The organism is Caldimonas thermodepolymerans (assembly GCF_015476235.1).
Lineage (GTDB): Bacteria > Pseudomonadota > Gammaproteobacteria > Burkholderiales > Burkholderiaceae_C > Caldimonas > Caldimonas thermodepolymerans.
The window spans coordinates 2,237,797-2,258,680 of record NZ_CP064338.1 but is presented as its reverse complement, the minus strand read 5'-3'; the positions used below and the strand labels follow the sequence as shown (position 1 = coordinate 2,258,680).

Here is a 20,884-nt window from a genome sequence, read left to right as displayed (position 1 = left end):
CTTGAGGTGTGTCAAGTCGGCGCCATCCGGCTCTGGCACAGTGCCCGACATGGACCCGACCGCTGTGCCCATGCTGACGCAAGAGATGCTGGCCCGTTTCGACGTGCCCGGCCCGCGTTACACCTCCTACCCGACGGCCGACCGCTTCGTGGAGGCCTTCACGGCGGAGCAGTACCGCCAGGCCCTGGAGCAGCGCGCCAGCGCGGCGGGGGCGGTGGGCGGGCGGCGCGCGCCGCTGTCGCTGTACGTGCACGTCCCGTTCTGCGAATCGGTGTGCTACTACTGCGCCTGCAACAAGGTCATCACCAAGCACCACGAGCGCGCCGCCGAGTACCTGGACGCGCTGGAGCGCGAGATCGAGCTGCACACCCAGGTGCTGGGCACCGGGCAGTCGGTGTCGCAGCTGCACTTCGGCGGGGGCAGCCCGACCTTCCTCAGCGACGCGGAGCTGGAACGCCTGATGGGGCGGCTGCGCGCCGCGTTCCGGCTGGTGCCGGGCGGCGAATACTCCATCGAGGTCGACCCGCGCACCGTCACGCCCGTGCGCCTTGCGCACCTGGCGAGCCTGGGCTTCAACCGCCTGAGCTTCGGCGTGCAGGACTTCGACCCGGACGTGCAGAAGGCGGTGCACCGGGTGCAGCCCTACGAGAGCGTCGCGGCGCTGATGCAGTCGGCGCGCGAGCTGGGCTTCGACTCGATCAACGCCGACCTGATCTACGGTCTGCCGCGGCAGACGCCCGAGTCCTTCGCGCGCACCCTGCAGCAGATCGGCGAGCTGCGGCCCGACCGCATCGCGCTGTATGCCTACGCGCACCTGCCGCAGCGCTTCAAGCCGCAGCGGCGCATCGACGCGGCCGAGCTGCCCGCCGCGCGTGACAAGATCGCGATGCTGTCCAACGCCATCGCCACCTTCCTGGCGCGCGGCTACGACTACATCGGCATGGACCACTTCGCGCTGCACTCGGACGCGCTGGCCGCGGCCAAGCGGCAGGGCCGGCTGCACCGCAACTTCCAGGGCTACAGCACGCAGCCGGACTGCGACCTGCTGGGCCTGGGCGTGTCGGCGATCGGCCGGGTGGGGCCGACCTACAGCCAGAACGCCAAGACCCTGCCGGAGTACTACGACGCGCTGCGCCACGGCCAGTTCCCGGTGGTGCGCGGCCTGGCGCTGTCGCGCGACGACCTGCTGCGCCGCGCCGTCATCATGGCGCTGATGTGCCAGGGCCACGTGGTGTTCGAGTCCATCGAGGTGGCGCACCTGATCGACTTCCGGCGCTACTTCGCTGCCGAGATGGCGCAGATGGAGCAGATGGCCGAGCAGGGGCTGGTGACCATCGAGCCCGACGGGCTGCGCGTGACCCCGACCGGCTGGTACTTCGTGCGTGGCATCGCGATGGTGTTCGACCGCTACCTGCAGGCCGACCGCAGCCGCGAGCGCTTCTCCAAGATCATCTGATGGCCGCCTCCAGCCTCGTCCTCACCGGGTTGCTGATGGGCCTGGCCGGCGGCCCGCACTGCATCGCGATGTGCGGGGCGGCCACGGCCGGGATCGGCTGCACCCCGCGCCGGTTGTGGACTTTCCAGGCGGGGCGGGTGGCCGGCTACGCCACCGCCGGGGCGGTGGTCGCCGCCTCGGTGCAGGCGCTGGCCTGGACCACCCAGCACGCCGCGCTGCTGCGCCCGTTCTGGGCCATGTTCCACCTGGCGGTGATCGTGTTCGGGCTGAGCCTGGTCTGGCTCGGCCGGCAGCCTCGCTGGGTGGACCAGGGCGCGCACCGGGTCTGGCAGGCGGTGCGGCACCGCACGCTGGGACTGGACGAGCGCCGCTGGCCGGCGCTGGCCGGGGCGCTGTGGACCCTGCTGCCGTGCGGGTTGCTGTACTCGGGGCTGGTGGTGGCTGCGCTGGCCTCCACCGCCTGGGAAGGGGCGGCGGTGATGGCCGCCTTTGCCGCCGGCTCGGCGGTCAGCCTGCACCTCGGGCCGGCGCTGTGGCGGCGCTTCCGGGCCTGTGGCGGAGCGCCGGGCGCCTGGGCGGTGCGGCTGGCCGGGCTGGCGCTGGCCGGCGCCTCGATCTGGGCCGTGGCCCACGGCCTGTGGCCCGACCACGTCCCGGCCTTGTGCTGAGCGGGCGCGCCCGCCTGCGGCGGCGCCAGTGACTTAGAATTGCCGGTTCGGGCCGCTGCCGCATGGTGGTCGAGTCCGGCCGCATAAAAATTCCTCAACCCGTTCGCGCGGAGCTTTCTCACATGTACCAGCACATCAAGGTGCCCGAGGGTGGCCAGAAGATCACGGTCAACCCGGACTTCTCGCTCAACGTTCCCGACAACCCCATCATCCCCTACATCGAGGGTGACGGTACGGGCTTTGACATCACGCCCGTGATGATCAAGGTGGTCGACGCTGCGGTGGCCAAGTCCTACGGTGGCAAGCGCAAGATCCACTGGATGGAGGTCTACGCCGGCGAGAAGTCGACCAAGGTGTACGGCCCGGACGTGTGGCTGCCCGAGGAGACGCTGCATGCCGTGCGCGAATACGTGGTCTCGATCAAGGGCCCGCTGACCACCCCGGTCGGTGGCGGCATCCGCTCGCTGAACGTCGCGCTGCGCCAGGAGCTGGACCTGTACGTCTGCCTGCGCCCGGTGCGCTACTTCAAGGGCGTGCCCTCGCCGGTCAAGGAGCCCGAGAAGGTCGACATGGTGATCTTCCGCGAGAACTCGGAAGACATCTACGCCGGCATCGAGTTCGACTACCAGAGCGACAAGGCCAAGAAGCTGATCAAGTTCCTGCAGGACGAGTTCGGCGTCAAGAAGATCCGCTTCCCGGAAACCTCGGGCATCGGCATCAAGCCGGTCTCCAAGGAAGGCACCGAGCGCCTGGTGCGCAAGGCCATCCAGTACGCCATCGACAACGACAAGCCGTCGGTGACGCTGGTGCACAAGGGCAACATCATGAAGTTCACCGAAGGCGCGTTCCGCGACTGGGGCTATGCCCTGGCGCAGCGCGAGTTCGGCGCCGAGCTGATCGACGGCGGCCCGTGGTGCAAGTTCAAGAACCCGAAGACCGGCAAGGACATCGTCATCAAGGACGCCATCGCTGACGCGTTCCTGCAGCAGATCCTGCTGCGTCCGGCCGAGTACTCGGTGATCGCGACGCTGAACCTGAACGGCGACTACATCTCCGACGCGCTGGCCGCGCAGGTCGGCGGCATCGGCATCGCCCCGGGCGCCAACCTGTCCGACTCGGTCGCGATGTTCGAGGCCACCCACGGCACGGCGCCGAAGTACGCCGGCAAGGACTACGTGAACCCCGGTTCCGAGATCCTGTCGGCCGAGATGATGCTGCGCCACATGGGCTGGAAGGAAGCCGCCGACCTGATCATCAGCTCGATGGAAAAGGCCATCCAGAGCAAGAAGGTGACCTACGACTTCGCCCGCCTGATGGACGGCGCGACCCAGGTCAGCTGCTCGGGCTTCGGCCAGGTGATGATCGACCACATGTGATCGTCCGCCGCCCGGGCCCGCCCGGGCGGCGACGCCGGACGAAAAAAGCCCCGCTTCCTCGGAAGCGGGGCTTTTTGTTTTCCGGGCAGGGCGTGCGTCAGAGGTTGACGACGATCTGCGCGATGATGCCCGAGGCCACGGCGACCAGCGCGAAGTCGGTGCCGACGCGCACCCACTCATGGCCGCGCGGCGGCGCGCTCAGGCGGTGGTGGCGCCAGTCCTTGACCACGTGCGCGGGGGCGCGATGGACGGCCGGCAGGCGGTCGCCCGGGCGCCAGCGCGGCGGGGCCTTGACCTGGTGGCGTGCATGCGCCGGCGGCTTGCCCTTGCCCGCGTGCGGGGCGGGGTGGTGGACCGTGTGGACGTGATGATGTACATGCACCACGGGCGCGGGGGCACGATCGTGCCGCTCGCGCGGCTGGGCCTGGGCCAGCCCTGCCTGCAGGCCGAGGGCGGCGAGGGTGGCGATGGCGATGAGGCTGCGCTTGGACATCATCTGTGCTCCTTTCGGGTTGTCGATGGAGCCAGTATCCGGACGCATCCTTTACGCCATGCGTCTGCCTGCTGCCGCTTTGTAAAGTTGCGTGAAACCGGGCGGCGCTAGCGCCCCAGCGCCTTCGCCGACACGCCGGCGATGCCCCAGTTCTCCTTCGGCACCTCGGTGATCAGCACGCGCACGTTGGCCGCCGGGGCGTCGACCGCCTCGACCAGCGCCTGGGTCACCTTCTCGATGACCGCCTTCTTCTGTTCCTCGGTGCGTCCTTCGATCAGGAAGATCTGTGCGAACGGCATGGGGATGTCCTCCGGTCAGGGTGCGCCCTCAGGCGGCGCGTCGTTCGGCGCGCTGGCGCGCCAGCGTCAGCGCGGTGTCCTCGATCATGTCTTCCTGGCCGCCGACCATGCCGCGGCGGCCCATCTCGACCAGGATGTCGCGCGCGGACACGCCGTACTTCTGCTCGGCGCGCTTGGCGAACAGCAGGAAGGACCCGTAGACGCCGGCATAGCCCAGCGTCAGCGCGTCGCGGTCGATGCGGATCGGAAAGTCCATGATGGGCACGACCAGGTCCTCGGCCACGTCCTGGATCTTGAACACGTCCACGCCGGTCTCGATGCCCATCAGCGAGCACACCGCGACCAGCACTTCCATCGGCGTGTTGCCCGCGCCCGCGCCCAGGCCTGCGGCCGCCGCGTCGATGCGGCTGGCGCCGACCTCGATCGCGGCGATCGAGTTGGCCACGCCCATGGCCAGGTTGTGGTGGCCGTGGAAGCCCACCTCGGTCTCGGGCCTGAGCGCCTCGCGCACCGCGCCGACCCGGGCCTTGACGGTGTCGGGCAGCAGGTGGCCGGCCGAGTCGGTCACGTAGACGCAGTTGGCGCCGTAGCTTTCCATCAGCTTCGCCTGCTCGACCAGCTTCTCGGGGCTGGCCATGTGGGCCATCATCAGGAAGCCGACCGTGTCCATGTCCATCTTGCGCGCCAGCGTGATGTGCTGCTCGGAGATGTCGGCCTCGGTGCAGTGCGTCGCCACGCGGATCGTGGACACGCCCAGCTCGTGCGCCATCTTGAGGTGGTCCACGGTGCCGATGCCGGGCAGCAGCAGGGCGCTGACCCTGGCGCGCTTCATCAGCGGGATCACCGCGCCGAGGTACTCGTCGTCGCGGTGCCGGGGGAAGCCGTAGTTGACCGAGGCGCCGCCCAGGCCGTCGCCGTGCGTGACCTCGATCAGCGGGATGCCGGCCTCGTCCAGACCCTGGGCGATGGACTTCATTTGCTCCAGCGTCATCTGGTGGCGCTTGGGGTGCATCCCGTCGCGCAGCGTCATGTCGTGGAGGGTGATGCTCCGGTTCGTCAGTGTCATGGGATGCTCCTCGTCAGGCGGCCACGGGTTCGAGCACCAGTTCGCCCTTGAGGATTTCCTCGGCGAACATCTCGGCGGTGCGGGCGGCGGCCGCGGTCATGATGTCCAGGTTGCCGGCGTACTTCGGCAGGTAGTCGCCCAGGCCCTCGACCTCGAGGAAGACGCTGACGCGCTTGCCGTCGAAGACCGGGCCGTTGACCAGCCGGTAGCCCGGCACGTAGCGCTGCACCTCGCGGATCATCTCGTGGATCGAGCGCGTGATGGCTTCCTGGTCCGGCTCGTCCTCGGTCAGGCAGTGCACCGTGTCGCGCATGATCAGCGGTGGCTCGGCCGGGTTGATGATGATGATGGCCTTGCCCTGCTTCGCGCCGCCGACCTGCTCGACCGCGCCGGCGGTGGTGCGGGTGAACTCGTCGATGTTCTTGCGCGTGCCCGGCCCCACCGAGCGGCTGGAGACCGTGGCGACGATCTCGCCGTAGGCCACCGGCTGCACGCGGCTGACCGCCGCGACGATGGGGATCGTGGCCTGGCCGCCGCAGGTGACCATGTTGACGTTCATCTCGCGCTTGCCCAGGTGCTCGCGCAGGTTCACGGGCGGCACGCAGTACGGGCCGATCGCCGCGGGCGTGAGGTCGATCATCAGCGCGCCCAGCGCATTGACCTTGCGCGAGTTCTCGGCGTGCACGTAGGCGCTGGTGGCGTCGAAGACGATCTGCACGCGGTCGTCGCGCAGGTGGGGCACCAGGCCGTCGACGCCGTCGGCCGTGGTCTTGAGGCCCAGCTCGCGGGCGCGCTTCAGGCCGTCGGAAGCCGGGTCGATGCCGACCATCCACACCGGCTCCAGCACCGGGCTGCGCTGCAGCTTGGCGAGCAGGTCGGTGCCGATGTTGCCGGGGCCGATGACGGCGCATCTGATCTTCTCGGTCATGGGAACAACTCCTCAGTGGCGCGGGCTCAGCGGCCCGCATGCAGCCAGTGCGCGAGCCAGCGGGTCAGGCGCGGCGCGACCAGCCAGGTCATGATCACCACCACCAGCACGGTGATGACGAAGACGCGCGGCACCAGCGGCCAGTGCTCCAGCCACGGCGCCACGGTCAGGAACAGGAACAGCACGGTCGGGAAGATGCCCAGCCACGTGACCACGGCCACGCGCCAGCGTGGCGGCGCCTGCGGGGCGCCGCCGGGCGGCTGGAACCAGTACTCGACGCCGCTGACGCGGTCGCGCTGCTCGCCCACCGTGTGCGCCTGCACCTGGGCCAGCCAGTGCGCGCGCTCGGGGGAGGACTCCCAGGCCGCGAGGTGGGCCTCGTCGTCGAAGGCGAACACCACGTGGTAGAGCATGGGTTCGTCGCCGCTGCCGGGGTCGCCGGGGCGCACCACCTGGCCGCCGAGGTGGCCGGGAAAGCGGGCGGCGGCCTCCAGCATGCCGGCCATGGCTGCCTCGAACGCGGCGGCCTGCGAAGGCGGCACGTGCCGCGTGATCAGCACGGTCACGGCACGCGGCGGGGTGGGGGCGGGGCTGGACATGGCGCCGGTCGGGTGCAGGTGACGGTTCAGGCGAAGCGCATGCTCACCGAACCCAGGTCCTGGAAGCGCACGTTCACTTGGTCGCCGGCCTGCACCGCGATCGCCTCGGTCACGCCGCCGGTCATGATGAAGGTGCCGGCCGGGATGCTCTGGCCGCGCGCGCCCAGGTGGTTGGCCAGGGCCGCGACGGCGGCGGCCGGGTGGCCCATCACCGCGGCGCCGGCGGCCATCGCGACGATCTCGCCGTTCTTCTCCAGCACCACGCCCAGCGTGCGCAGGTCCAGGTCATCGGGGCGGCGGGCGCGGCCGCCGGTGACGAAGCGCGAGGCCGAGGTGTTGTCCGCGATCACGCTCTTGAGGTCGAACTTGAAGTCGCGGTAGCGGCTGTCGATGATCTCGACGCCGGGGATCACGAAGTCGATCGCGGCCAGCACCGCGCCGACGTGGCAGCCCGGACCGGTCAACGGGGCCTTGGTGACGATGCAGATCTCGGCTTCCACCTTGGGATGGATCAGGCCGGCCATCGGGATGGTGCTGCCTTCGGGGCAGGCCATGTAGTCGCTGACGAAGCCGAACACGGGCGAGTCCACGCCCATCTGCTTCATCTTGGCGTAGGAGGTCAGGCCGCACTTGAGGCCCACGGTGCGGTGGCCGCGGGCTTCCTTGCGGGCGCGGATCGCCTCCTGGATGGCGTAGGCGTCGGCCCAGTCCATTTCGGGGTGGTCGTCGGTGATCTTGGTGACGTCGCGCGCCTGCAGCTCTGCGGTTTCCAGGTGCTCGGCAAGCCGGGCGATGGTGTGTTGGTCGAGTGCCATGTGAGGGGTGTCCTTGGAAATCAGGCGACGAAGCGCACCGAGGCGCTGCCCAGGCCGCCGACGCTGCAATGCAGGCTGTCGCCGGCGACCACCGGCACCAGCGGCGATTGCGAGCCGGAGAGGATCACGTCGCCGGCCTTGAGGGCGATGCCGAGCCGGCCCAGGGTGTTGGCCAGCCACGCCACCGCGTTGACCGGCGAGCCCTGCACCGAGGCGCCGGTGGAGGTGCTGATGACCTCGCCGTTCTTCTCCAGCACCATGCCGGCCAGCGCCAGGTCCAGGTCGCGCGGGCTGCGTCGCACGCCGCCCAGCGTGAACACGCCGCAGGAGGCGTTGTCGGCCACGGTGTCCTGGATGCGGATCTTCCAGTCGCGGATGCGCGAGTCGACGATCTCGAAGCAGGGCATCACGCAGTCGGTGGCGCGCAGCACGTCGGCCGCGGTCACGCCGGGGCCTTCGAGGTCGCGCGCCAGGATGAAGGCCACCTCGGCCTCGGCGCGCGGGGCGATCAGGCGGCCGACGGAGATCGGCTGGCCTTCATCGTACGCCATGCCTGACAGCAGGTGGCCGAAGTCCGGCTGGTTCACGCCCAGCATGTCCATCACGACCTTGCTGGTCACGCCGATCTTCTTGCCCACGACCCGCTCGCCGGCGTCGAGCCGGTGCTGGATCATGCGCAGCTGGATCTGGTAGGCGTCGTCGATGGTGATGCCGGGTTCTCGCTCGGTCAGCGGGGCCACCGGTTCGCGGTGGACCAGGGCCTGGTACAGCTCGTCGCCGTAGCGTTGGAGGGTGGAAGCGTCCATGGTCGTCTCGGGTGGGGCCTCAGGCCGCGTCGGCCTCGGTGAGGAAGTTCGATACCAGCTGCGTGAAGCGCGCCGCGTGCTCGATCTGGGTCCAGTGGCCGCAGTGGCCGAACACGTGCAGCTGGCTGCGCGGGATCCAGCTCGACAGCGTCAGCGAGGTCTGCAGGGGGATGACCTGGTCCTCGCGGCCGTGCAGGATCAGCGTCTCGTGGGGCAGGGCGCGGATGTCCGACTCGCGGCTGGCCATCGCGTCGACCCAGCGCTGGCGCGGCGCGGGGAACATCGCGGCATAGGACTCCTGCACGCCCGGGCGGATGCTGGCGCGATAGCGCATCTCGGCCAGCTCGTCGGTCAGCAGGTCGCGGTTGTACGCGAACACGTCCATGATGCGCTTCATGTTCTCCACCGAGGGCTGGTAGCCCCACACCGCGTCCAGGCCCGGCGTGATGGGGAAGGACACGCCCACCGAGCCCATCAGCACCAGGCGGCGCACCCGGTGCGGGGCGCGGATCGCCAGCGCCAGCGACAGCGCGCCGCCAAAGCTGTTGCCCACCACGTCGGCCTGGGGGAGGTCCAGCGCGTCCAGCAGGTCCAGCGCCTGCTGCACCCAGGTGTCCATCGTGTACGCGATGCCGGCGGGCCGCTCGGTGTAGCCGAATCCGACCATGTCGGGCGCGAGCACGCGGCGCTCCTTCGCGAGCACGGGGATCGCGAGGCGCCAGTTCGCCCAGGCGCTGACGCCGGGCCCGGAGCCGTGGATGAACAGCACCGGCGGCTGGCCCGGGCGCGAGGCGCCCAGGTCGTGCACGTTGGTGTCGAAGCCGCCGGTGCGCACGCGGCGGCCGATCTCGGGGTTGGCAGGGTTCGTCACAGCTTCACCATCACGTTGCGCAGCTCGGTGTAGAACTCGAGCGAATGCACGCCGCCCTCGCGGCCGATGCCGCTGGCCTTGGCGCCGCCGAAGGCGGTGCGCAGGTCGCGCAGGAACCAGGAGTTGATCCAGCACAGGCCGACGTCGATCCGCGCGGCCACGCGGTGCGCGGTCTCCAGGTTGCTCGTCCACACGGTGGTGGCGAGACCGTAGTCCGTGTCGTTGGCCAGCGCGATCGCTTCCTCCTCGGTGTCGAAGGGGGCGATGTGGCAGCACGGGCCGAAGATCTCCTCGCGGATCACGGCGGAGGTCTCGGGCAGGCCGGTCCAGATGGTCGGCTGCACGAAGTGGCCGTGGGCCAGCTCGCCGTCCAGTTGCGGCTCGCCGCCGCCGGTCACGATGGTCGCGCCCTCGGCGCGGGCGCGCTCGTAGTAGCCCAGCACCTTCTTCTTGTGCTCGGCGGAGATCAGCGGGCCGATGCCCACCCCCGGGGTGTCCGGGCCGCCGATCTTCAGGCCCTCGGCCTTCTCCTTTAGCGCGGCGACGAACTTCTCGAAGATCGGCCGCTGCACGTACACGCGCTCGGTGCCCAGGCAGACCTGGCCGCAGTTCTCGAACGCGCTGCGGGTGATGCCGGCCACGGCCTTCTCGAAGTCGGCGTCGGCGAACACGATGCCCGCGTTCTTGCCGCCCAGCTCGAAGCTGACCGGGCGCACCCCCTTGGCCGCGGCGGCCATGATGGCCTCGCCGGTGCGGGTCTCGCCGGTGAAGGTGATGCCGTTGATGCCGGGGTGCCGGGTGATGAACTCGCCGGCCGAGCCGGGGCCGAAGCCGTGCAGCACCTGGTACACGCCCTTGGGCACGCCGACCGCGTTCATCACCTCGCCCAGCAGCGTCGCGGTGGCCGGCGTTTCCTCGGAGGGCTTGACGATCACGGTGTTGCCGCAGGCCAGCGCCGGGCCGACCTTCCAGGTCATCAGCAGCAGCGGCAGGTTCCAGGGGCAGATCACGCCGACCACGCCCAGCGGCGTGCGCAGCGCGTAGCTCAGGGCCGTGCCGCCGTCGGGCGTGGCCATCTGGAAGCTCTCGGTCGGGACGTTCTTGACGATGTCGGCAAAGATCTTGAAGTTGGCAGCGCCGCGCGGGATGTCCACGTGGCTGGCCAGCGAGCGCGGCTTGCCGGTGTCGGCGATCTCGGCCTCGAGGAAGTCGTCGAAGCGGCGGTTGATCTCGTCGGCCACGGCGTGCAGCAGCTCGGCACGGCGCACCACGCTCATGCGGCCCCATTCGCCCTTGAGCGCCGCGCGGGCGGCGGCCACGGCGGCGTCGACCTCGGCCTGGCCGGCCTCGTGCACCAGCCCGATCACCTGGTTGGTGGCCGGGTTGCGGTTCTCGAAGGTCTTGCCGGTGGCGACGAACTCGCCGTTGATGAAGTTCAGGAACTGTTTCATGGTGGGTCCATGGGTTGGGATCTCAGGCCTGCAGCCCGAGGGCCTGCAGGCCGGCGCGGGCGATTTCTTCGTCCTGCGCTTCGCTGCCGCCGGAGACGCCGATGCCGCCGATGCGCACGCCGTGCTCCACGATGGGCAGCCCGCCGCCGAACGCGACGAAGCGCGGCCGCAGCACCAGCCCCTGCCGCACGGCCTCCGAGTGGTGCTGCAGCTCGGCGTGCCAGGCGCTGGTCGGCAGGCCGAAGCTCGCCGCCGTGTAGGCCTTGTCGACGGCGATCTCGACCGAGTGCAGCGGCGCGCCGGCCTGGCGGGCGAAGGCGACCGGCACGCCGGCCGCATCGACCACCGAGACGTTGACGCGCACGCCCAGCGCGTCGGCATGGCGCACGGCGGCCTGGATGGCGCGCAGTGCGGCGGGGGCGTCGATGACGCGCTGCGCGGCGCTCAGCGCGTCATCCGGGGCCTGGTGCGGTGCCTGCATGGTGCGGTCCTTCCGTTCAGGTGTAGACCTCGGTGAACGAGGGCACCAGGTCGCCGGTGTGGTAGAAGATGCCGCTGCCGAGGCGGTCTTCGCTCCAGGTGGTCACCGGACGGTCCGGCTGCGCGAGGTAGCCCAGGCCCGCGAAGGTCTCGTTGCGGTTGCCGCTCGGGTCGAAGAAGTAGATGGTCTCGCCGCGCGTGATGCCGTGGCGGGTCGGCGCGACGTCGATGCGCACCTTGTTCTTGGCCATCACGTCGGCGGCCTTCAGCACGTCGTGCCACGAGTCGAGGAAGAACGCGATGTGGTGCAGGCCGCTGCGCGGGCCGCCGACGAAGGCGATGTCGTGCGGCGTGGTGGTGCACGCCATCCAGGTGGCGGCCTGGACGTTCTTCTCCGGGCCCACCAGCACCTGCTCGGTCAGGAAGAAGCCGAGGCACTCCTTCATGAAGCGCGTGTTCTGCTCGACCGTGTTGATGCCGGCCTCGGGATTGAGCTCGCACATCAGCAGCAGGTGGTCCAGCCAGTGCGCGCCCGCGCCGCGGATGCCGTCCGGCCAGGGGTCGGGGTTGTCGGTGCCGACGTCGGTGCCCACGTACTCCTTGAACGCGTACAGCCGCATGTCGTGGCCGCTGGGCAGGTGGAACTGCAGCATGCGGCCCACCGACGGCAGCGTGCCCTCGGGCAGCATCTGGGTCTTGATGCCCCAGGCCTCGACGCGCTGCTGGATCTCGTCCAGGTCGGCGTCGTCCTTGACCTTGTAGGCCACGTGGTTCAGGCCGGCCTGGTCGGAGGGCGTGAGGATCAGCGAGAACTTGTCCCACTCGTCCCAGCACTTGAGGTACACGTTGCCGGCACGGTCCTTCATCACCGTGCGCATGCCCAGCACCTTCTCGTAGTGCGTCACGGCGGCATCGATGTCCATTACTCGCAGGCTGGCGTGGCCAATACGCAGAACGCCCATGTCATGTCTCCTTCGTGGTTGCTGTGGGTCGGTGGGGAACGGCCGAGGCTGCCGGGGCCGCAGCTCGGGTAAACGGTTTGGCCAGCCGTGCGCACACTTCCAGGCGCACGGCGGTGACGGGGGCGGCGCGGCAGGCCAGGGTGTAGCCCCGGGCCTCCTCCTCGACGCTGACGTGGGCGCGGCTGACCGGGCCGAGCGCCCGCACCTCGCCCTCGACGATCTGCACCTTGCAGACGCCGCAGCCGCCGTTGACGCAGCCGGCGGGGATGCCGCGGCGGCCGAGCCGCAGCATGCCGCGCAGCAGGCTCTCGTCGGTCGCGCAGGGGTAGGACTCGCCGGTCTGGACGACGTGCACGTCCACGCGGGTCCGGGTGTCGAACAGCATGCTCTTCTCCTCCGTCCTAGACCCGCTTGAACAGCGGACTGCGCTGTCCCTGCGCGTCGGCCGCCGAGATGAACTTCTCGGTGTAGATGTCGCGCTCGAACAGGCGTCCCTGCATCAGCGTCGCGATGCAGGCCTCGATCATCGGCGGCGGTCCGCACAGGTAGGCCTTGTGGCCGGCGAACTCGCCGCCGAAGTGGGCCTTGGCCGCCTCGTGCACGTAGCCGCGGGCACCGTCCCAGCCGGAGCCCTCGGGCTCGTCCGAGAGGGCCGGCACGTAGGTGAAGTTCGGATGCTGCTGCGCGAGCGCCCGGAACTCGGCGTCGTAGTACAGCTCCTCGCGGCTGCGCTGGCCGTAGACCAGCGTGATCGGCTCGGTGCAGCCATCGGCCAGCAGGCTCAGGATCATCGAGCGCGGGCTGGACAGGCCCGAGCCGCCGGCCAGGAAGATCATCGGCATGTGTGCCGAGCGGCGCACGAAGAAGCGGCCGTACGGGCCGGACAGGCGCAGCCGGGCCCCCTCGCGGGCTTCGTCGTGCAACCAGGTGGTGCCGGCGCCACCCGGCACCAGGCGCACGTTGAGCTCGATGCACCCGGACTGACCACCGGCCTGTGGTGCGTTGGCGATCGAGAAGGCGCGGCTCTGGCCAAGCCCCGGGATTTCCAGCTGCACGTACTGCCCGGGCTGGAAGCGGATCGGCTTGTCCAGCTGCAGGTGGATGGCCTTGATGGTCGGCGTGAGCGGCTCGATGCGTTCGACGGTTGCCGCGAAGTCGCGCACCGGGATGACCTCGGCGTCGGGATCCTCGTCGATGTCGGCCTCGATGGTCGCGTCGGAGCACAGCGTCGCGCAGCAGGCGAGGGTCTTGCCCTCGTCGCGCTCGAAGTCCATCAGCGCGAACGGGTTGGCCGCGCCATGGTCGACCTCGCCATCGCAGACCTGCACCTTGCAGCTGCCGCACAGCCCGTGCCCGCAGGCGTGCGGCAGGTAGATGCCCTGGCGCAGTGCCGCGTCGAGCAGGGTCTGGCCCTCCTCGACGTCGATCGTCGTGCCGAGGGGCTCGATGGTCAGTTGGTAGCTCATCGTGGCATGCTCAGGAACACGAACCCCGGATGCCGGTCAGCCCCGGCGTGCGGAAGCGGATCACGTCCTTGTGGCCCAGCCCGTTCTCGGCCAGCGTCTTGCCGAAGTCGGGCTGCCAGGGCTGGCCGGACTTGAACCACTGCACCTGGCCCCAGTCGATGCGCTCGAAGTCGGGATGGTCGCCGCACGCGCCGGGCAGCACGTTCTCGACCAGCGCACCGAACGGCATGTCCGACGGCAGCGGCAGGCAGAAGGGCGCACAGAACATCAGGTGGTCTTCCCAGCCGATGTACAGCAGCGGCGCCGGGAAGTTCTCGCGGACGTCCTTGGCAGGGAAGTCGTAGGTACCGATCGCGGTGACGCTCATGCCGATGCTCCTTCCTGGGTGGTGTCACCCTTGGCCTCGCCGCGCCAGGCGGCAAAGTTCTTCTGGTCTTCAGATCCTTCGAAGTCGAGGTTGTCGCGGCCGAAGTTCAGGCCGTACCAGTCGAGCACCGCGCCCAGCGCGTCGAAGCCGGGCTGGGTCGGGTCGACGTCGGGCTTGAAGCAGTGGCCCTGGTAGATCTGGTGCACCGGCAGCCAGGACTGCACGTACTTCTCCGGCTCGTGGTCGAAGATCTGCTTGCAGCCATCGCTGCAGAAGTGGTACTTGTTGCCGAAGTAGTCGCTCTCCCGGTAGCAGGTCTTGGTGGGATCGCCGGGCTCGGTGAAGACCATCGGGATCTGGCAGGTCGTGCACAGCATCGGCAGCGTCTTGTTGTAGAAGCGCTTGCCCTGCTGCTGGCGTTCGCGGTAGTACTCCAGGCGCGGGCGGTACAGGCGGTCGAAGGACTCGGGGTACTTCTCCGACAGCCAGGCCATTTCCTCGTCGCTGGGCACCCAGGTGTGGAAGGGCGCGGCGGCAGCGTAGTTGTAGAAGGTGTTCCAGGCCTGGTGGCTGATGTGGTCCTTGCCCTCGCAGGCTTCCTTCCAGCCGAGCGGCTCGCGGATGCCGTAGCGGGCGAGGTCACGGAACAGGGCGCCGCCGTTCTGCTCGGCGTACATCTCCCAGGCTTCCTTCCAGCTCATCACGCGCTTGGGCAGCATGTAGTCCTGCATCATCGCCACCAGCGTCAGCACGCGGTAGCCGCGCCAGAACCACTTGTCGATCCAGCGCTGCACGATGGGCACGTTGTCCGGGTCCTGCTCGAGCATGAACTTGATGCACTCGATGCCCAGCGTCATGTGGCGCGACTCGTCGCTCTGGGCCGAGAAGCCGAAGGTGACCGTGGACATGTCGCCGTTGTGCGCCGCACCGGACATGAAGGGCACGAACAGCAGGTTGGTCAGCACGTACTCGAACGAGAAGCTCACCGCGGTGAGGAACTCGAACGGGCCGGCGGTCAGCGCGTCCTCGAAGAAGGACTTGGGCACGGACAGGTACCACACGCGGTCGAACCAGTGCGCGGCGTTGTGCATGCCGTTGAAGTACTTGTTGTAGTGGCTGATCGCGTGCGTCTCGGTCTGGAAGTGGCGCAGCTCGTCGATGGACTGCATCTGCGCCGCCACGCGCGCGCCCACGCCGGTGAAGTGCCGGCCCACGTGCGCGAAGCCGCGATGCGCGTAGTACTCCAGCGGCGTGACGCCCTGGATGAACAGCTTGAGCGCGTTGACGTAGCGTGCGTCGGAGACGCTCAGCTGGCCGTTGTTCTGCGCGAAGGCCTCGATGACCGCGTAGAGCTTCTTCTCCTTCTCGCCTTGGTACTTCCAGTAGGCGTCCATGGTCAGGCGGAAGGGGTCCTCCCACTTGTCCCAGTCGTGGATCTTGATGCCCTCGTAGCGGTCGTACGGGAAGACTTTCTCCATCGGCTGGTACGTGGTCTCCCAGCCGAGGCCACGCGTCATCGCGGCGTAGCGTTCCTTGAGGCCGAGCTTCTTGCGGGTGACTCGGGTGTCCATGCTTGTCTCCTGTGGATGGGGTGAGGCCGTTCAGTGGTTCCAGCGCAGCGTGAACTCGTCGTCGTCCTCGTCGATGTGGCCGGACAGGGTGACGAGGTTCACGTGGATCTGCTGCAGGTCGAACGGGCGGCCGGTGTGTTCCTCGACCGTGGCGCGGCGGATGACCAGGCGCCCCGGGGCGTCGATCTTCACGAGCCCGGGCGAATGGACGGTCACGGCCTCGGGGTTGTCGGCCTGGATGGCCTCGATCACCGGACGGGCTTCCTCGTTGTCCTGGAACGCGATGAACACCTTGGAGGTGGCTGCGGTCGTCATGGGATGTCTCCTCGGGATTGGCTTGTCGGTCAGACGTCCAGGCCGGCCTTGCGTGCGCGGGCGTCCAGTGCCTCGCGCACCTCCTGCATGGCCGTGGCCCCCACCTCGCCCAGGGCCAGCTCGGCGACCGGCGTCAGTGCGGCGCGCGCCTGCCAGGCGTAGGTGACGTACCAGTCGGTGAGCAGGCGGCGGTTGCCTTCGGATTCGGCCGCGGCGACCTTGACGACCGCGTCGATCCAGCGCGCGCTCTCGTCGTGCCATTCGGGGATGAAGGCGGTGAGCATCGCGACGGCCGTGCCGCCCTGCAGGGCCAGGTGCTCGTCGACGAAGTGGCCCAGCATCAGCGGATACAGCAGGCCGTCGAGGGCGAGGTTCTGCGCGATGAACAGCTCGAACGGGTCCTGCAGCACCAGCGTGTCTTCCACGTAGCGGCGCAGCACCTGCCAGTGGGCGTCGTGCAGCCAGGCGTTGCGACCGGCGTCGAGCACGCCGGGCTCGTCCATCGCGAGCCCCAGCCGCGTGAGGTACTGCGCCACGCCCAGCTGGTCCATCGCATGCAGCATGGCCGGCGCGGTGAAGGCGGTGCCGTAGCCGCGCGCGCAGATGGTGCAGTTGTTCATGTTGCCGCCCCAGGCCACGTGGCGCAGCGGCATCAGCACGTCACAGGCGTGGGAGCGCACGGCATCGGGCATCTTGTCGAGCAGGCCGCGCGATTCGACGAACTGGTAGTTCGCCTCCATCGCGTCCTGCTGGCGTGCGCGCGCCATGGTCCAGGTCGCGTAGTAGAACTGGCGCGGGTCCCGCAGGCTGTCCCAGTCCTTCATCTTCACCGCGGTGCGCCGGGTGTCGAACAGCTCGAATTCCGGCTCCCAGGTGGGGCGGTAGTGGAAGTTGGCGCTCGGCTGCGCGCCGAGTGTGGCTTCGAGGTAGCGCGAAGCCGGCTTGTCGCCCGTGTAGGCCGCCACGCGGGCGAAGGTGTGGCGCAAGGGCTGGATCTCGCGCGCCTGCAGGTCGATGTTCATGGGGGCTTGTCTCCTTGGTGGTGTGGCGTGGGAGCGGTGGCGGATGTCAGTCGTCGGGCAGGTAGCGCACGCGGTGCTCCGCGCAGAAGGCTTCGAAGGCCGGCGTCGGCAGCAGCAGTTCGACCGACAGTTCCGGCCAGCCGACCGAGAAGCTGAACTCGACGAGGTCGTCCTTGCGGCCGAGGACGCGCACGAACTTCTGGGTCAGGTCGCACGCCGGCATGGCAGGCTCGGCGGCAGGGGGCGGGGCGGTTCGCGTCATGGCAGGGGCCTGTGCTGTGTTGGCCGCCTCCATCGCAGGAGGCATGCCAATCCCGCGCGAACCGTCCGAAAATATCGATAAATTAAGGGTTAATCCGGAGCATTCAGCCCCGATCGGCCGCGACTGCGGCGACGCCTCGACCACGCGAGGGGGTGCTTGTGACCAGCCGTGACTCGATTGCTGCAGGGCAGCATGATCATTTGGTGAGGTGCCGGCGCGCCCGATTGCTGAAATGATGAAATGGGTGGGGCGGGTGAACCCTATGGACGGTGTTCAGAGGTTTATCGATACTTTGTCCGCCATGCCCACGCTCCTGCCACCGCTGCCGTCCGACGCCGACCTGCGTCGCCTGGTCCATTTCTCCACGGTGGACGGGCGCATCTGGCTGGCGGACCAGCGCATGCTGCTGCTCCACGCGGCGAGCCTGCAGGCGTTGCGGCGCGAGCTGATGTCCAGCCTGGGGCCGGAGCACACCCGGCGCCTGCTCATGCGCGCGGGTTACACCGCAGGCACGCGCGACGCGATGCTGGCGCGCAAGGTGCGCCCCGACGCGTCGCTGTTCGACGCCTTTGCCGTCGGGCCCCAGCTGCACATGCTCGAAGGCGCGGTGCGCGTCACGCCGCAGGTGCTCGAGGTCGACGAGGCGCAAGGTCACTTCCGCGGCGTGTTCCGCTGGGACCACAGCTGGGAGGCCGAGATGCACCAGCGCAGCTGCGGGCCGTCGGACGAGCCCGTGTGCTGGATGCTGCTGGGCTATGCCTCGGGCTACACGAGCGGCTTCTTCGGCCGCCCGGCGCTGTTCAAGGAGGTCCAGTGCTCGGCCAGCGGCCATGACTGTTGCCTGATCGAAGGCCGTTTCGCGCACGAATGGCCCGACGGCGAGCAGCTGGCACGCGACTACGACCCGGATTCGATGCTGGTGCGCATCGACGAGCTGCGCTCGCAGGTCGAGGCGCTGCGCACGCAGCTGCAGCCGGCCGACGACCAGGGGCCGCTGATCGGGCATTCCCCGGCGTTCCGGCAGACCGTCGAGCTGCTGCGCAAGGCCGCCCCGACCGAGGTCACGGTGCTGCTGACCGGCGAAACCGGCGTCGGCAAGGAGCGCTTCGCGCGCGCGCTGCATGCGATGGGGCCCCGTGCGGACAAGCCCTTCGTCGCGGTCAACTGCGCGGCGCTGCCGGCCGAGCTGATCGAAAGCGAGTTGTTCGGTGCGGAAAAGGGCGCCTATACCGGTGCCAACGCGACGCGCATCGGCCGCTTCGAGCGCGCCCACGGCGGCACCCTGCTGCTGGACGAACTGGGCGAGCTGCCGCTGCCGGCGCAGGCCAAGCTGCTGCGCGTGCTCCAGCAGGGCGAGGTGGAGCGGCTGGGGTCGACCCAGGCCCGCAAGGTCGATGTGCGGGTGGTCGCCGCCACCAACGTCGACCTGGAGAAGGCGGTGGAGGAGGGGCGCTTCCGGCGCGACCTGCTGTACCGGCTGAACGTCTACCCGATCCGCATCCCGCCGCTGCGCGAACGGGCCGAGGACATCGAGCTGCTGGCCATGCACCTGCTGCAGAAGTACGCCGCGCGGCACGGCAAGCGCGTCGAGGGCTTCACCGACCTGGCGCTGGCCGCGATGCGCGCCCATCCCTGGCCGGGCAACGTGCGCGAGCTCGAGAACCTGGTCGAGCGTGGCGTGATCCTTGCGTCGTCGGGCGGCATGGTCGATGCCCCGATGCTGTTCCCCCAGCTGACTTCCGCCGACATGCTGACGGTCAATGCTTCCGGCGGCCTGGAGAGCAACGCCGCCTGCGCCCAGCAGGCCGACTTCTACGACATGCTGCAGCGCAGCGGCCTGACGCTGGATGCGATGGAGGACGCGCTGATCCGCGAGGCGGTCCAGCGCGCCGGCGGCAACCTGTCGGCGGCGGCTCGGGCGCTGGGGATCACCCGTCCCCAGCTGAGCTACCGCCTCTCGCGCATCCAGGACGACGCGCGCCGCGCGACCTGAGCGGCAGGGCCCGAGCATGGCCAAGCGTTCCTTCCAGCCGCCCAGCCCCCTCCCCGTCGACCCGGCCGACGGCGCGGCCACGCGCACCCTGATCGAACAGACCTACACCACGCTGCGCGACGACATCATCGAGGGCCGGCTGGCACCGGACAGCCGCCTGCGCATCGAGCACCTGCGGCAGCAGTACCAGGTCGGTGCCGGCACGCTGCGCGAGGCCCTGACCCGGCTGGTCAGCGACGCGCTGGTGGTGGCCGAGGGGCAGCGGGGCTTTCGCGTGGCGCCGATCGCGATCGAGGACCTGGAAGACATCACGCGCCTGCGGGTGCACATCGAGACCGACGCCCTGCGCCAGTCGATCCGCTGCGGCGACGACGCCTGGCGCGCGCGCGTGACGGCGGCCTACGAGGCCCTGTCGGCGGAGGAGCAGCCGGTGCGGCCCGAGCGCCGCCGCCAGTGGGAGGCGCTCAACCTGCGCTTCCATGAAGCGCTGCTGTCCGGCCACGCCTCGCCCTGGACGCAGCGAGTGCTGCGCCTGCTGGCGCGCCACAGCGAGCGCTACCGCAGCTATGCGATCGGCCTGCCCGACAGCGGGCGTGACGTCCACGCCGAGCACACCGAGATCTACCAGCTGGCGATCAGCGGCCAGGAGGCGCGCGCCGCCTTGGCGCTCGAAGCGCACATCAGCGCGACGCCTTACATGCTGATCCGTGCCCTGCGCGAGGGGCGCATTGTCCTGCCGGGCGCGCGCCCGCCGGCCGCGGCGCACGCACGCGCGACGCCCGCCGGGGCCGGTGCCGCGCCGCAACAGCGGCCGTGGACGCAGCCCGCGGGTGAACCGCTTGCCACGTGAAGGGGACCGTCGGGAAGCGCCGGAGGGCGCGGTGCCCCATCCCCCGCATCCGGGGGGAATGCGTCCGTCGCGTTCCGGGTCTTCAATAGGCAGGGGCCGCCGCAGGGCCCATGCGGCGCAGCCTTGCGAGACCCTGCCGAAGTGAAGGTTTTTCATCGCATTCGCCGTATGGACGCAGGGAGGCTGCCTTCATGCGAATGGATGTATATGAATATATCCGGCTTTCGCGGTGGTGCCTGAAAGCGCATGCTTTCCCAGGTGCGTGGGCAATAAACCCGCGCAAGTGGGCTCCGTTATTTCTGGCGAGTGCACAAAAACACGCGATCCTTCATGCACCCCTTGAAATGCGGCAGCCCAAGCCCGATCTGAGGCTTGGGCGCCTGCGGGTGGCCCGGACGAGCGAAACAGGACGTGCCTGGTGCCAGGCCCTTGCGAAAAAGAGCTCAGTCGGCCAGGGAAGCGGACTGGCTGGTGCCGGCTGGCGGCCGGACGGCAGCCGGCGCGACCCGGGGTTCGAGCAACTGGATGTTTTGCGCCAGCTTGCCTTTCGGACCCTGGACCAGGTCGAAGGTGACCTTCGAGCCCTGCTTCAGCGTCCGGAAACCATCCATCAGGATGGCCGAAAAGTGGGCGAAGACGTCTTCGCCGCCTTCGTCCGGCTCAATGAACCCGAAGCCCTTGGCGTCATTGAACCATTTGACCGTTCCTGCATGCGTACCCATTGCTTCCTCCCCGGGTAAACACTCCTGATTCGCGAAAAATTCTCTG

Annotated in this window: 24 protein-coding genes; 5 read left to right on the top strand and 19 right to left on the bottom strand. The window is 69.3% G+C overall.

From position 1 onward, the window contains the following. Nucleotides 1-70: 70 nt before the first annotated feature. The 3 genes from hemN to icd all read left to right on the top strand — a co-directional run bounded on the left by hemN (nt 71) and on the right by icd (nt 3,500). Nucleotides 71-1,456: an oxygen-independent coproporphyrinogen III oxidase gene (hemN, locus tag IS481_RS10575; RefSeq protein WP_419186839.1), complete on the top strand. Its 1,386-nt coding sequence runs from the start codon at nt 71-73 to the stop codon at nt 1,454-1,456. Then, nucleotides 1,456-2,124 (top strand): sulfite exporter TauE/SafE family protein, encoded by a 669-nt coding sequence (locus IS481_RS10570; RefSeq protein ID WP_104356889.1) that lies wholly within the window; start codon nt 1,456-1,458, stop codon nt 2,122-2,124. The genes hemN and IS481_RS10570 overlap by 1 nt, the downstream gene beginning before the upstream one ends. A 122-nt stretch (nt 2,125-2,246) precedes the next feature. Further along, nucleotides 2,247-3,500, top strand: coding sequence for an NADP-dependent isocitrate dehydrogenase (gene icd, locus IS481_RS10565; RefSeq protein ID WP_104356888.1), 1,254 nt, complete (start codon nt 2,247-2,249; stop codon nt 3,498-3,500). 97 nt (nt 3,501-3,597) lie between these two features. Here the strand turns inward: icd and IS481_RS10560 are convergent, their stop codons facing one another. The 18 genes from IS481_RS10560 to IS481_RS10475 all read right to left on the bottom strand — a co-directional run bounded on the left by IS481_RS10560 (nt 3,598) and on the right by IS481_RS10475 (nt 17,273). After that, complete coding sequence (locus tag IS481_RS10560) at nt 3,598-3,996, bottom strand: RcnB family protein (RefSeq protein ID WP_165908681.1); 399 nt, start codon at nt 3,994-3,996, stop codon at nt 3,598-3,600. A 104-nt stretch (nt 3,997-4,100) separates the two neighbouring features. After that, the gene (locus IS481_RS10555) at nt 4,101-4,292 is read right to left on the bottom strand and encodes a 2-hydroxymuconate tautomerase (protein WP_104356886.1); all 192 of its coding nucleotides are present in this window, start codon (nt 4,290-4,292) and stop codon (nt 4,101-4,103) included. 28 nt (nt 4,293-4,320) lie between these two features. Further along, nucleotides 4,321-5,358, bottom strand: coding sequence for a 4-hydroxy-2-oxovalerate aldolase (gene dmpG, locus IS481_RS10550; RefSeq protein WP_104356885.1), 1,038 nt, complete (start codon nt 5,356-5,358; stop codon nt 4,321-4,323). Between the two features lie 13 nt (nt 5,359-5,371). After that, complete coding sequence (locus IS481_RS10545) at nt 5,372-6,286, bottom strand: acetaldehyde dehydrogenase (acetylating) (RefSeq protein WP_104356884.1); 915 nt, start codon at nt 6,284-6,286, stop codon at nt 5,372-5,374. Between the two features lie 26 nt (nt 6,287-6,312). After that, complete coding sequence (locus IS481_RS10540) at nt 6,313-6,885, bottom strand: antibiotic biosynthesis monooxygenase (RefSeq protein ID WP_104356883.1); 573 nt, start codon at nt 6,883-6,885, stop codon at nt 6,313-6,315. Nucleotides 6,886-6,911: 26 nt separating this feature from the next. Beyond that, a complete protein-coding gene (dmpH, locus tag IS481_RS10535; RefSeq protein WP_104356882.1) occupies nt 6,912-7,700 on the bottom strand; it encodes a 2-oxo-3-hexenedioate decarboxylase in 789 nt (262 codons plus the stop codon). 20 nt (nt 7,701-7,720) lie between these two features. Then, nucleotides 7,721-8,506, bottom strand: a complete 786-nt coding sequence (gene dmpE / locus IS481_RS10530; RefSeq protein WP_104356881.1) for a 2-oxopent-4-enoate hydratase — start codon at nt 8,504-8,506, stop codon at nt 7,721-7,723. Between the two features lie 19 nt (nt 8,507-8,525). After that, entirely contained in the window at nt 8,526-9,377 is an 852-nt protein-coding gene (locus IS481_RS10525; RefSeq protein ID WP_104356880.1) for an alpha/beta fold hydrolase, read from the bottom strand. Beyond that, nucleotides 9,374-10,828 (bottom strand): 2-hydroxymuconic semialdehyde dehydrogenase, encoded by a 1,455-nt coding sequence (locus IS481_RS10520; protein WP_104356879.1) that lies wholly within the window; start codon nt 10,826-10,828, stop codon nt 9,374-9,376. The genes IS481_RS10525 and IS481_RS10520 overlap by 4 nt, the downstream gene beginning before the upstream one ends. Nucleotides 10,829-10,850: 22 nt before the next feature. Next, nucleotides 10,851-11,309, bottom strand: a complete 459-nt coding sequence (locus IS481_RS10515) for a GlcG/HbpS family heme-binding protein (protein ID WP_104356878.1) — start codon at nt 11,307-11,309, stop codon at nt 10,851-10,853. A gap of 16 nt (nt 11,310-11,325) precedes the next feature. Then, nucleotides 11,326-12,270 (bottom strand): catechol 2,3-dioxygenase, encoded by a 945-nt coding sequence (locus IS481_RS10510; protein WP_104356877.1) that lies wholly within the window; start codon nt 12,268-12,270, stop codon nt 11,326-11,328. Nucleotide 12,271: 1 nt separating this feature from the next. Next, nucleotides 12,272-12,655, bottom strand: a complete 384-nt coding sequence (locus IS481_RS10505; protein WP_104356876.1) for a 2Fe-2S iron-sulfur cluster-binding protein — start codon at nt 12,653-12,655, stop codon at nt 12,272-12,274. A gap of 16 nt (nt 12,656-12,671) precedes the next feature. After that, on the bottom strand, nt 12,672-13,736 hold the full coding sequence (locus IS481_RS10500; RefSeq protein ID WP_104356875.1) for an NADH:ubiquinone reductase (Na(+)-transporting) subunit F: 1,065 nt from the start codon (nt 13,734-13,736) through the stop codon (nt 12,672-12,674). A gap of 10 nt (nt 13,737-13,746) precedes the next feature. After that, nucleotides 13,747-14,103, bottom strand: a complete 357-nt coding sequence (locus IS481_RS10495) for a phenol hydroxylase subunit P4 (RefSeq protein WP_104356874.1) — start codon at nt 14,101-14,103, stop codon at nt 13,747-13,749. Beyond that, entirely contained in the window at nt 14,100-15,674 is a 1,575-nt protein-coding gene (locus IS481_RS10490) for an aromatic/alkene/methane monooxygenase hydroxylase/oxygenase subunit alpha (protein ID WP_104356873.1), read from the bottom strand. Before IS481_RS10490 ends, IS481_RS10495 begins: the two co-directional genes overlap by 4 nt. 30 nt (nt 15,675-15,704) lie before the next feature. Beyond that, on the bottom strand, nt 15,705-15,989 hold the full coding sequence (locus IS481_RS10485; RefSeq protein ID WP_104356872.1) for an MmoB/DmpM family protein: 285 nt from the start codon (nt 15,987-15,989) through the stop codon (nt 15,705-15,707). Nucleotides 15,990-16,018: 29 nt separating this feature from the next. After that, the gene (locus IS481_RS10480; protein ID WP_104356871.1) at nt 16,019-17,011 is read right to left on the bottom strand and encodes a ferritin family protein; all 993 of its coding nucleotides are present in this window, start codon (nt 17,009-17,011) and stop codon (nt 16,019-16,021) included. A gap of 46 nt (nt 17,012-17,057) precedes the next feature. Then, nucleotides 17,058-17,273 (bottom strand): phenol hydroxylase subunit, encoded by a 216-nt coding sequence (locus IS481_RS10475; protein ID WP_104356870.1) that lies wholly within the window; start codon nt 17,271-17,273, stop codon nt 17,058-17,060. 301 nt (nt 17,274-17,574) lie between these two features. On the opposite strand from IS481_RS10475, the gene IS481_RS10470 reads away from it, so the two are divergent. Continuing rightward, on the top strand, nt 17,575-19,266 hold the full coding sequence (locus IS481_RS10470) for a sigma-54-dependent Fis family transcriptional regulator (protein ID WP_104356869.1): 1,692 nt from the start codon (nt 17,575-17,577) through the stop codon (nt 19,264-19,266). 16 nt (nt 19,267-19,282) lie between these two features. Further along, nucleotides 19,283-20,116 carry a GntR family transcriptional regulator gene (locus IS481_RS10465; RefSeq protein ID WP_104356868.1) on the top strand — a complete coding sequence of 278 codons (834 nt, stop codon included), beginning with the start codon at nt 19,283-19,285 and terminating at the stop codon, nt 20,114-20,116. Nucleotides 20,117-20,559: 443 nt separating this feature from the next. On the opposite strand, the gene IS481_RS10460 is transcribed toward IS481_RS10465, so the two are convergent. Next, nucleotides 20,560-20,838 carry a cold-shock protein gene (locus tag IS481_RS10460; protein ID WP_104356867.1) on the bottom strand — a complete coding sequence of 93 codons (279 nt, stop codon included), beginning with the start codon at nt 20,836-20,838 and terminating at the stop codon, nt 20,560-20,562. Between the last annotated feature and the right edge of the window lie 46 nt (nt 20,839-20,884).

Excerpts from the sequence above, each read along its gene's own strand:
- IS481_RS10515 (WP_104356878.1), bottom strand. The coding sequence starts at position 11,309 with ATGCAGGCACCGCACCAGGCCCCGGATGACGCGCTGAGCGCCGCGCAG.
- IS481_RS10490 (WP_104356873.1), bottom strand. The coding sequence starts at position 15,674 with ATGGACACCCGAGTCACCCGCAAGAAGCTCGGCCTCAAGGAACGCTAC.
- IS481_RS10540 (WP_104356883.1), bottom strand. The coding sequence starts at position 6,885 with ATGTCCAGCCCCGCCCCCACCCCGCCGCGTGCCGTGACCGTGCTGATC.
- IS481_RS10480 (WP_104356871.1), bottom strand. The coding sequence starts at position 17,011 with ATGAACATCGACCTGCAGGCGCGCGAGATCCAGCCCTTGCGCCACACC.
- IS481_RS10460 (WP_104356867.1), bottom strand. The coding sequence starts at position 20,838 with ATGGGTACGCATGCAGGAACGGTCAAATGGTTCAATGACGCCAAGGGC.
- IS481_RS10470 (WP_104356869.1), top strand. The coding sequence starts at position 17,575 with ATGCCCACGCTCCTGCCACCGCTGCCGTCCGACGCCGACCTGCGTCGC.
- IS481_RS10560 (WP_165908681.1), bottom strand. The coding sequence starts at position 3,996 with ATGATGTCCAAGCGCAGCCTCATCGCCATCGCCACCCTCGCCGCCCTC.
- IS481_RS10505 (WP_104356876.1), bottom strand. The coding sequence starts at position 12,655 with ATGCTGTTCGACACCCGGACCCGCGTGGACGTGCACGTCGTCCAGACC.
- IS481_RS10520 (WP_104356879.1), bottom strand. The coding sequence starts at position 10,828 with ATGAAACAGTTCCTGAACTTCATCAACGGCGAGTTCGTCGCCACCGGC.
- IS481_RS10495 (WP_104356874.1), bottom strand. The coding sequence starts at position 14,103 with ATGAGCGTCACCGCGATCGGTACCTACGACTTCCCTGCCAAGGACGTC.
- IS481_RS10500 (WP_104356875.1), bottom strand. The coding sequence starts at position 13,736 with ATGAGCTACCAACTGACCATCGAGCCCCTCGGCACGACGATCGACGTC.
- hemN (WP_419186839.1), top strand. The coding sequence starts at position 71 with ATGCTGACGCAAGAGATGCTGGCCCGTTTCGACGTGCCCGGCCCGCGT.
- IS481_RS10510 (WP_104356877.1), bottom strand. The coding sequence starts at position 12,270 with ATGGGCGTTCTGCGTATTGGCCACGCCAGCCTGCGAGTAATGGACATC.
- dmpE (WP_104356881.1), bottom strand. The coding sequence starts at position 8,506 with ATGGACGCTTCCACCCTCCAACGCTACGGCGACGAGCTGTACCAGGCC.
- IS481_RS10485 (WP_104356872.1), bottom strand. The coding sequence starts at position 15,989 with ATGACGACCGCAGCCACCTCCAAGGTGTTCATCGCGTTCCAGGACAAC.
- IS481_RS10570 (WP_104356889.1), top strand. The coding sequence starts at position 1,456 with ATGGCCGCCTCCAGCCTCGTCCTCACCGGGTTGCTGATGGGCCTGGCC.
- IS481_RS10555 (WP_104356886.1), bottom strand. The coding sequence starts at position 4,292 with ATGCCGTTCGCACAGATCTTCCTGATCGAAGGACGCACCGAGGAACAG.
- IS481_RS10465 (WP_104356868.1), top strand. The coding sequence starts at position 19,283 with ATGGCCAAGCGTTCCTTCCAGCCGCCCAGCCCCCTCCCCGTCGACCCG.
- dmpH (WP_104356882.1), bottom strand. The coding sequence starts at position 7,700 with ATGGCACTCGACCAACACACCATCGCCCGGCTTGCCGAGCACCTGGAA.
- IS481_RS10475 (WP_104356870.1), bottom strand. The coding sequence starts at position 17,273 with ATGACGCGAACCGCCCCGCCCCCTGCCGCCGAGCCTGCCATGCCGGCG.
- icd (WP_104356888.1), top strand. The coding sequence starts at position 2,247 with ATGTACCAGCACATCAAGGTGCCCGAGGGTGGCCAGAAGATCACGGTC.
- IS481_RS10545 (WP_104356884.1), bottom strand. The coding sequence starts at position 6,286 with ATGACCGAGAAGATCAGATGCGCCGTCATCGGCCCCGGCAACATCGGC.
- dmpG (WP_104356885.1), bottom strand. The coding sequence starts at position 5,358 with ATGACACTGACGAACCGGAGCATCACCCTCCACGACATGACGCTGCGC.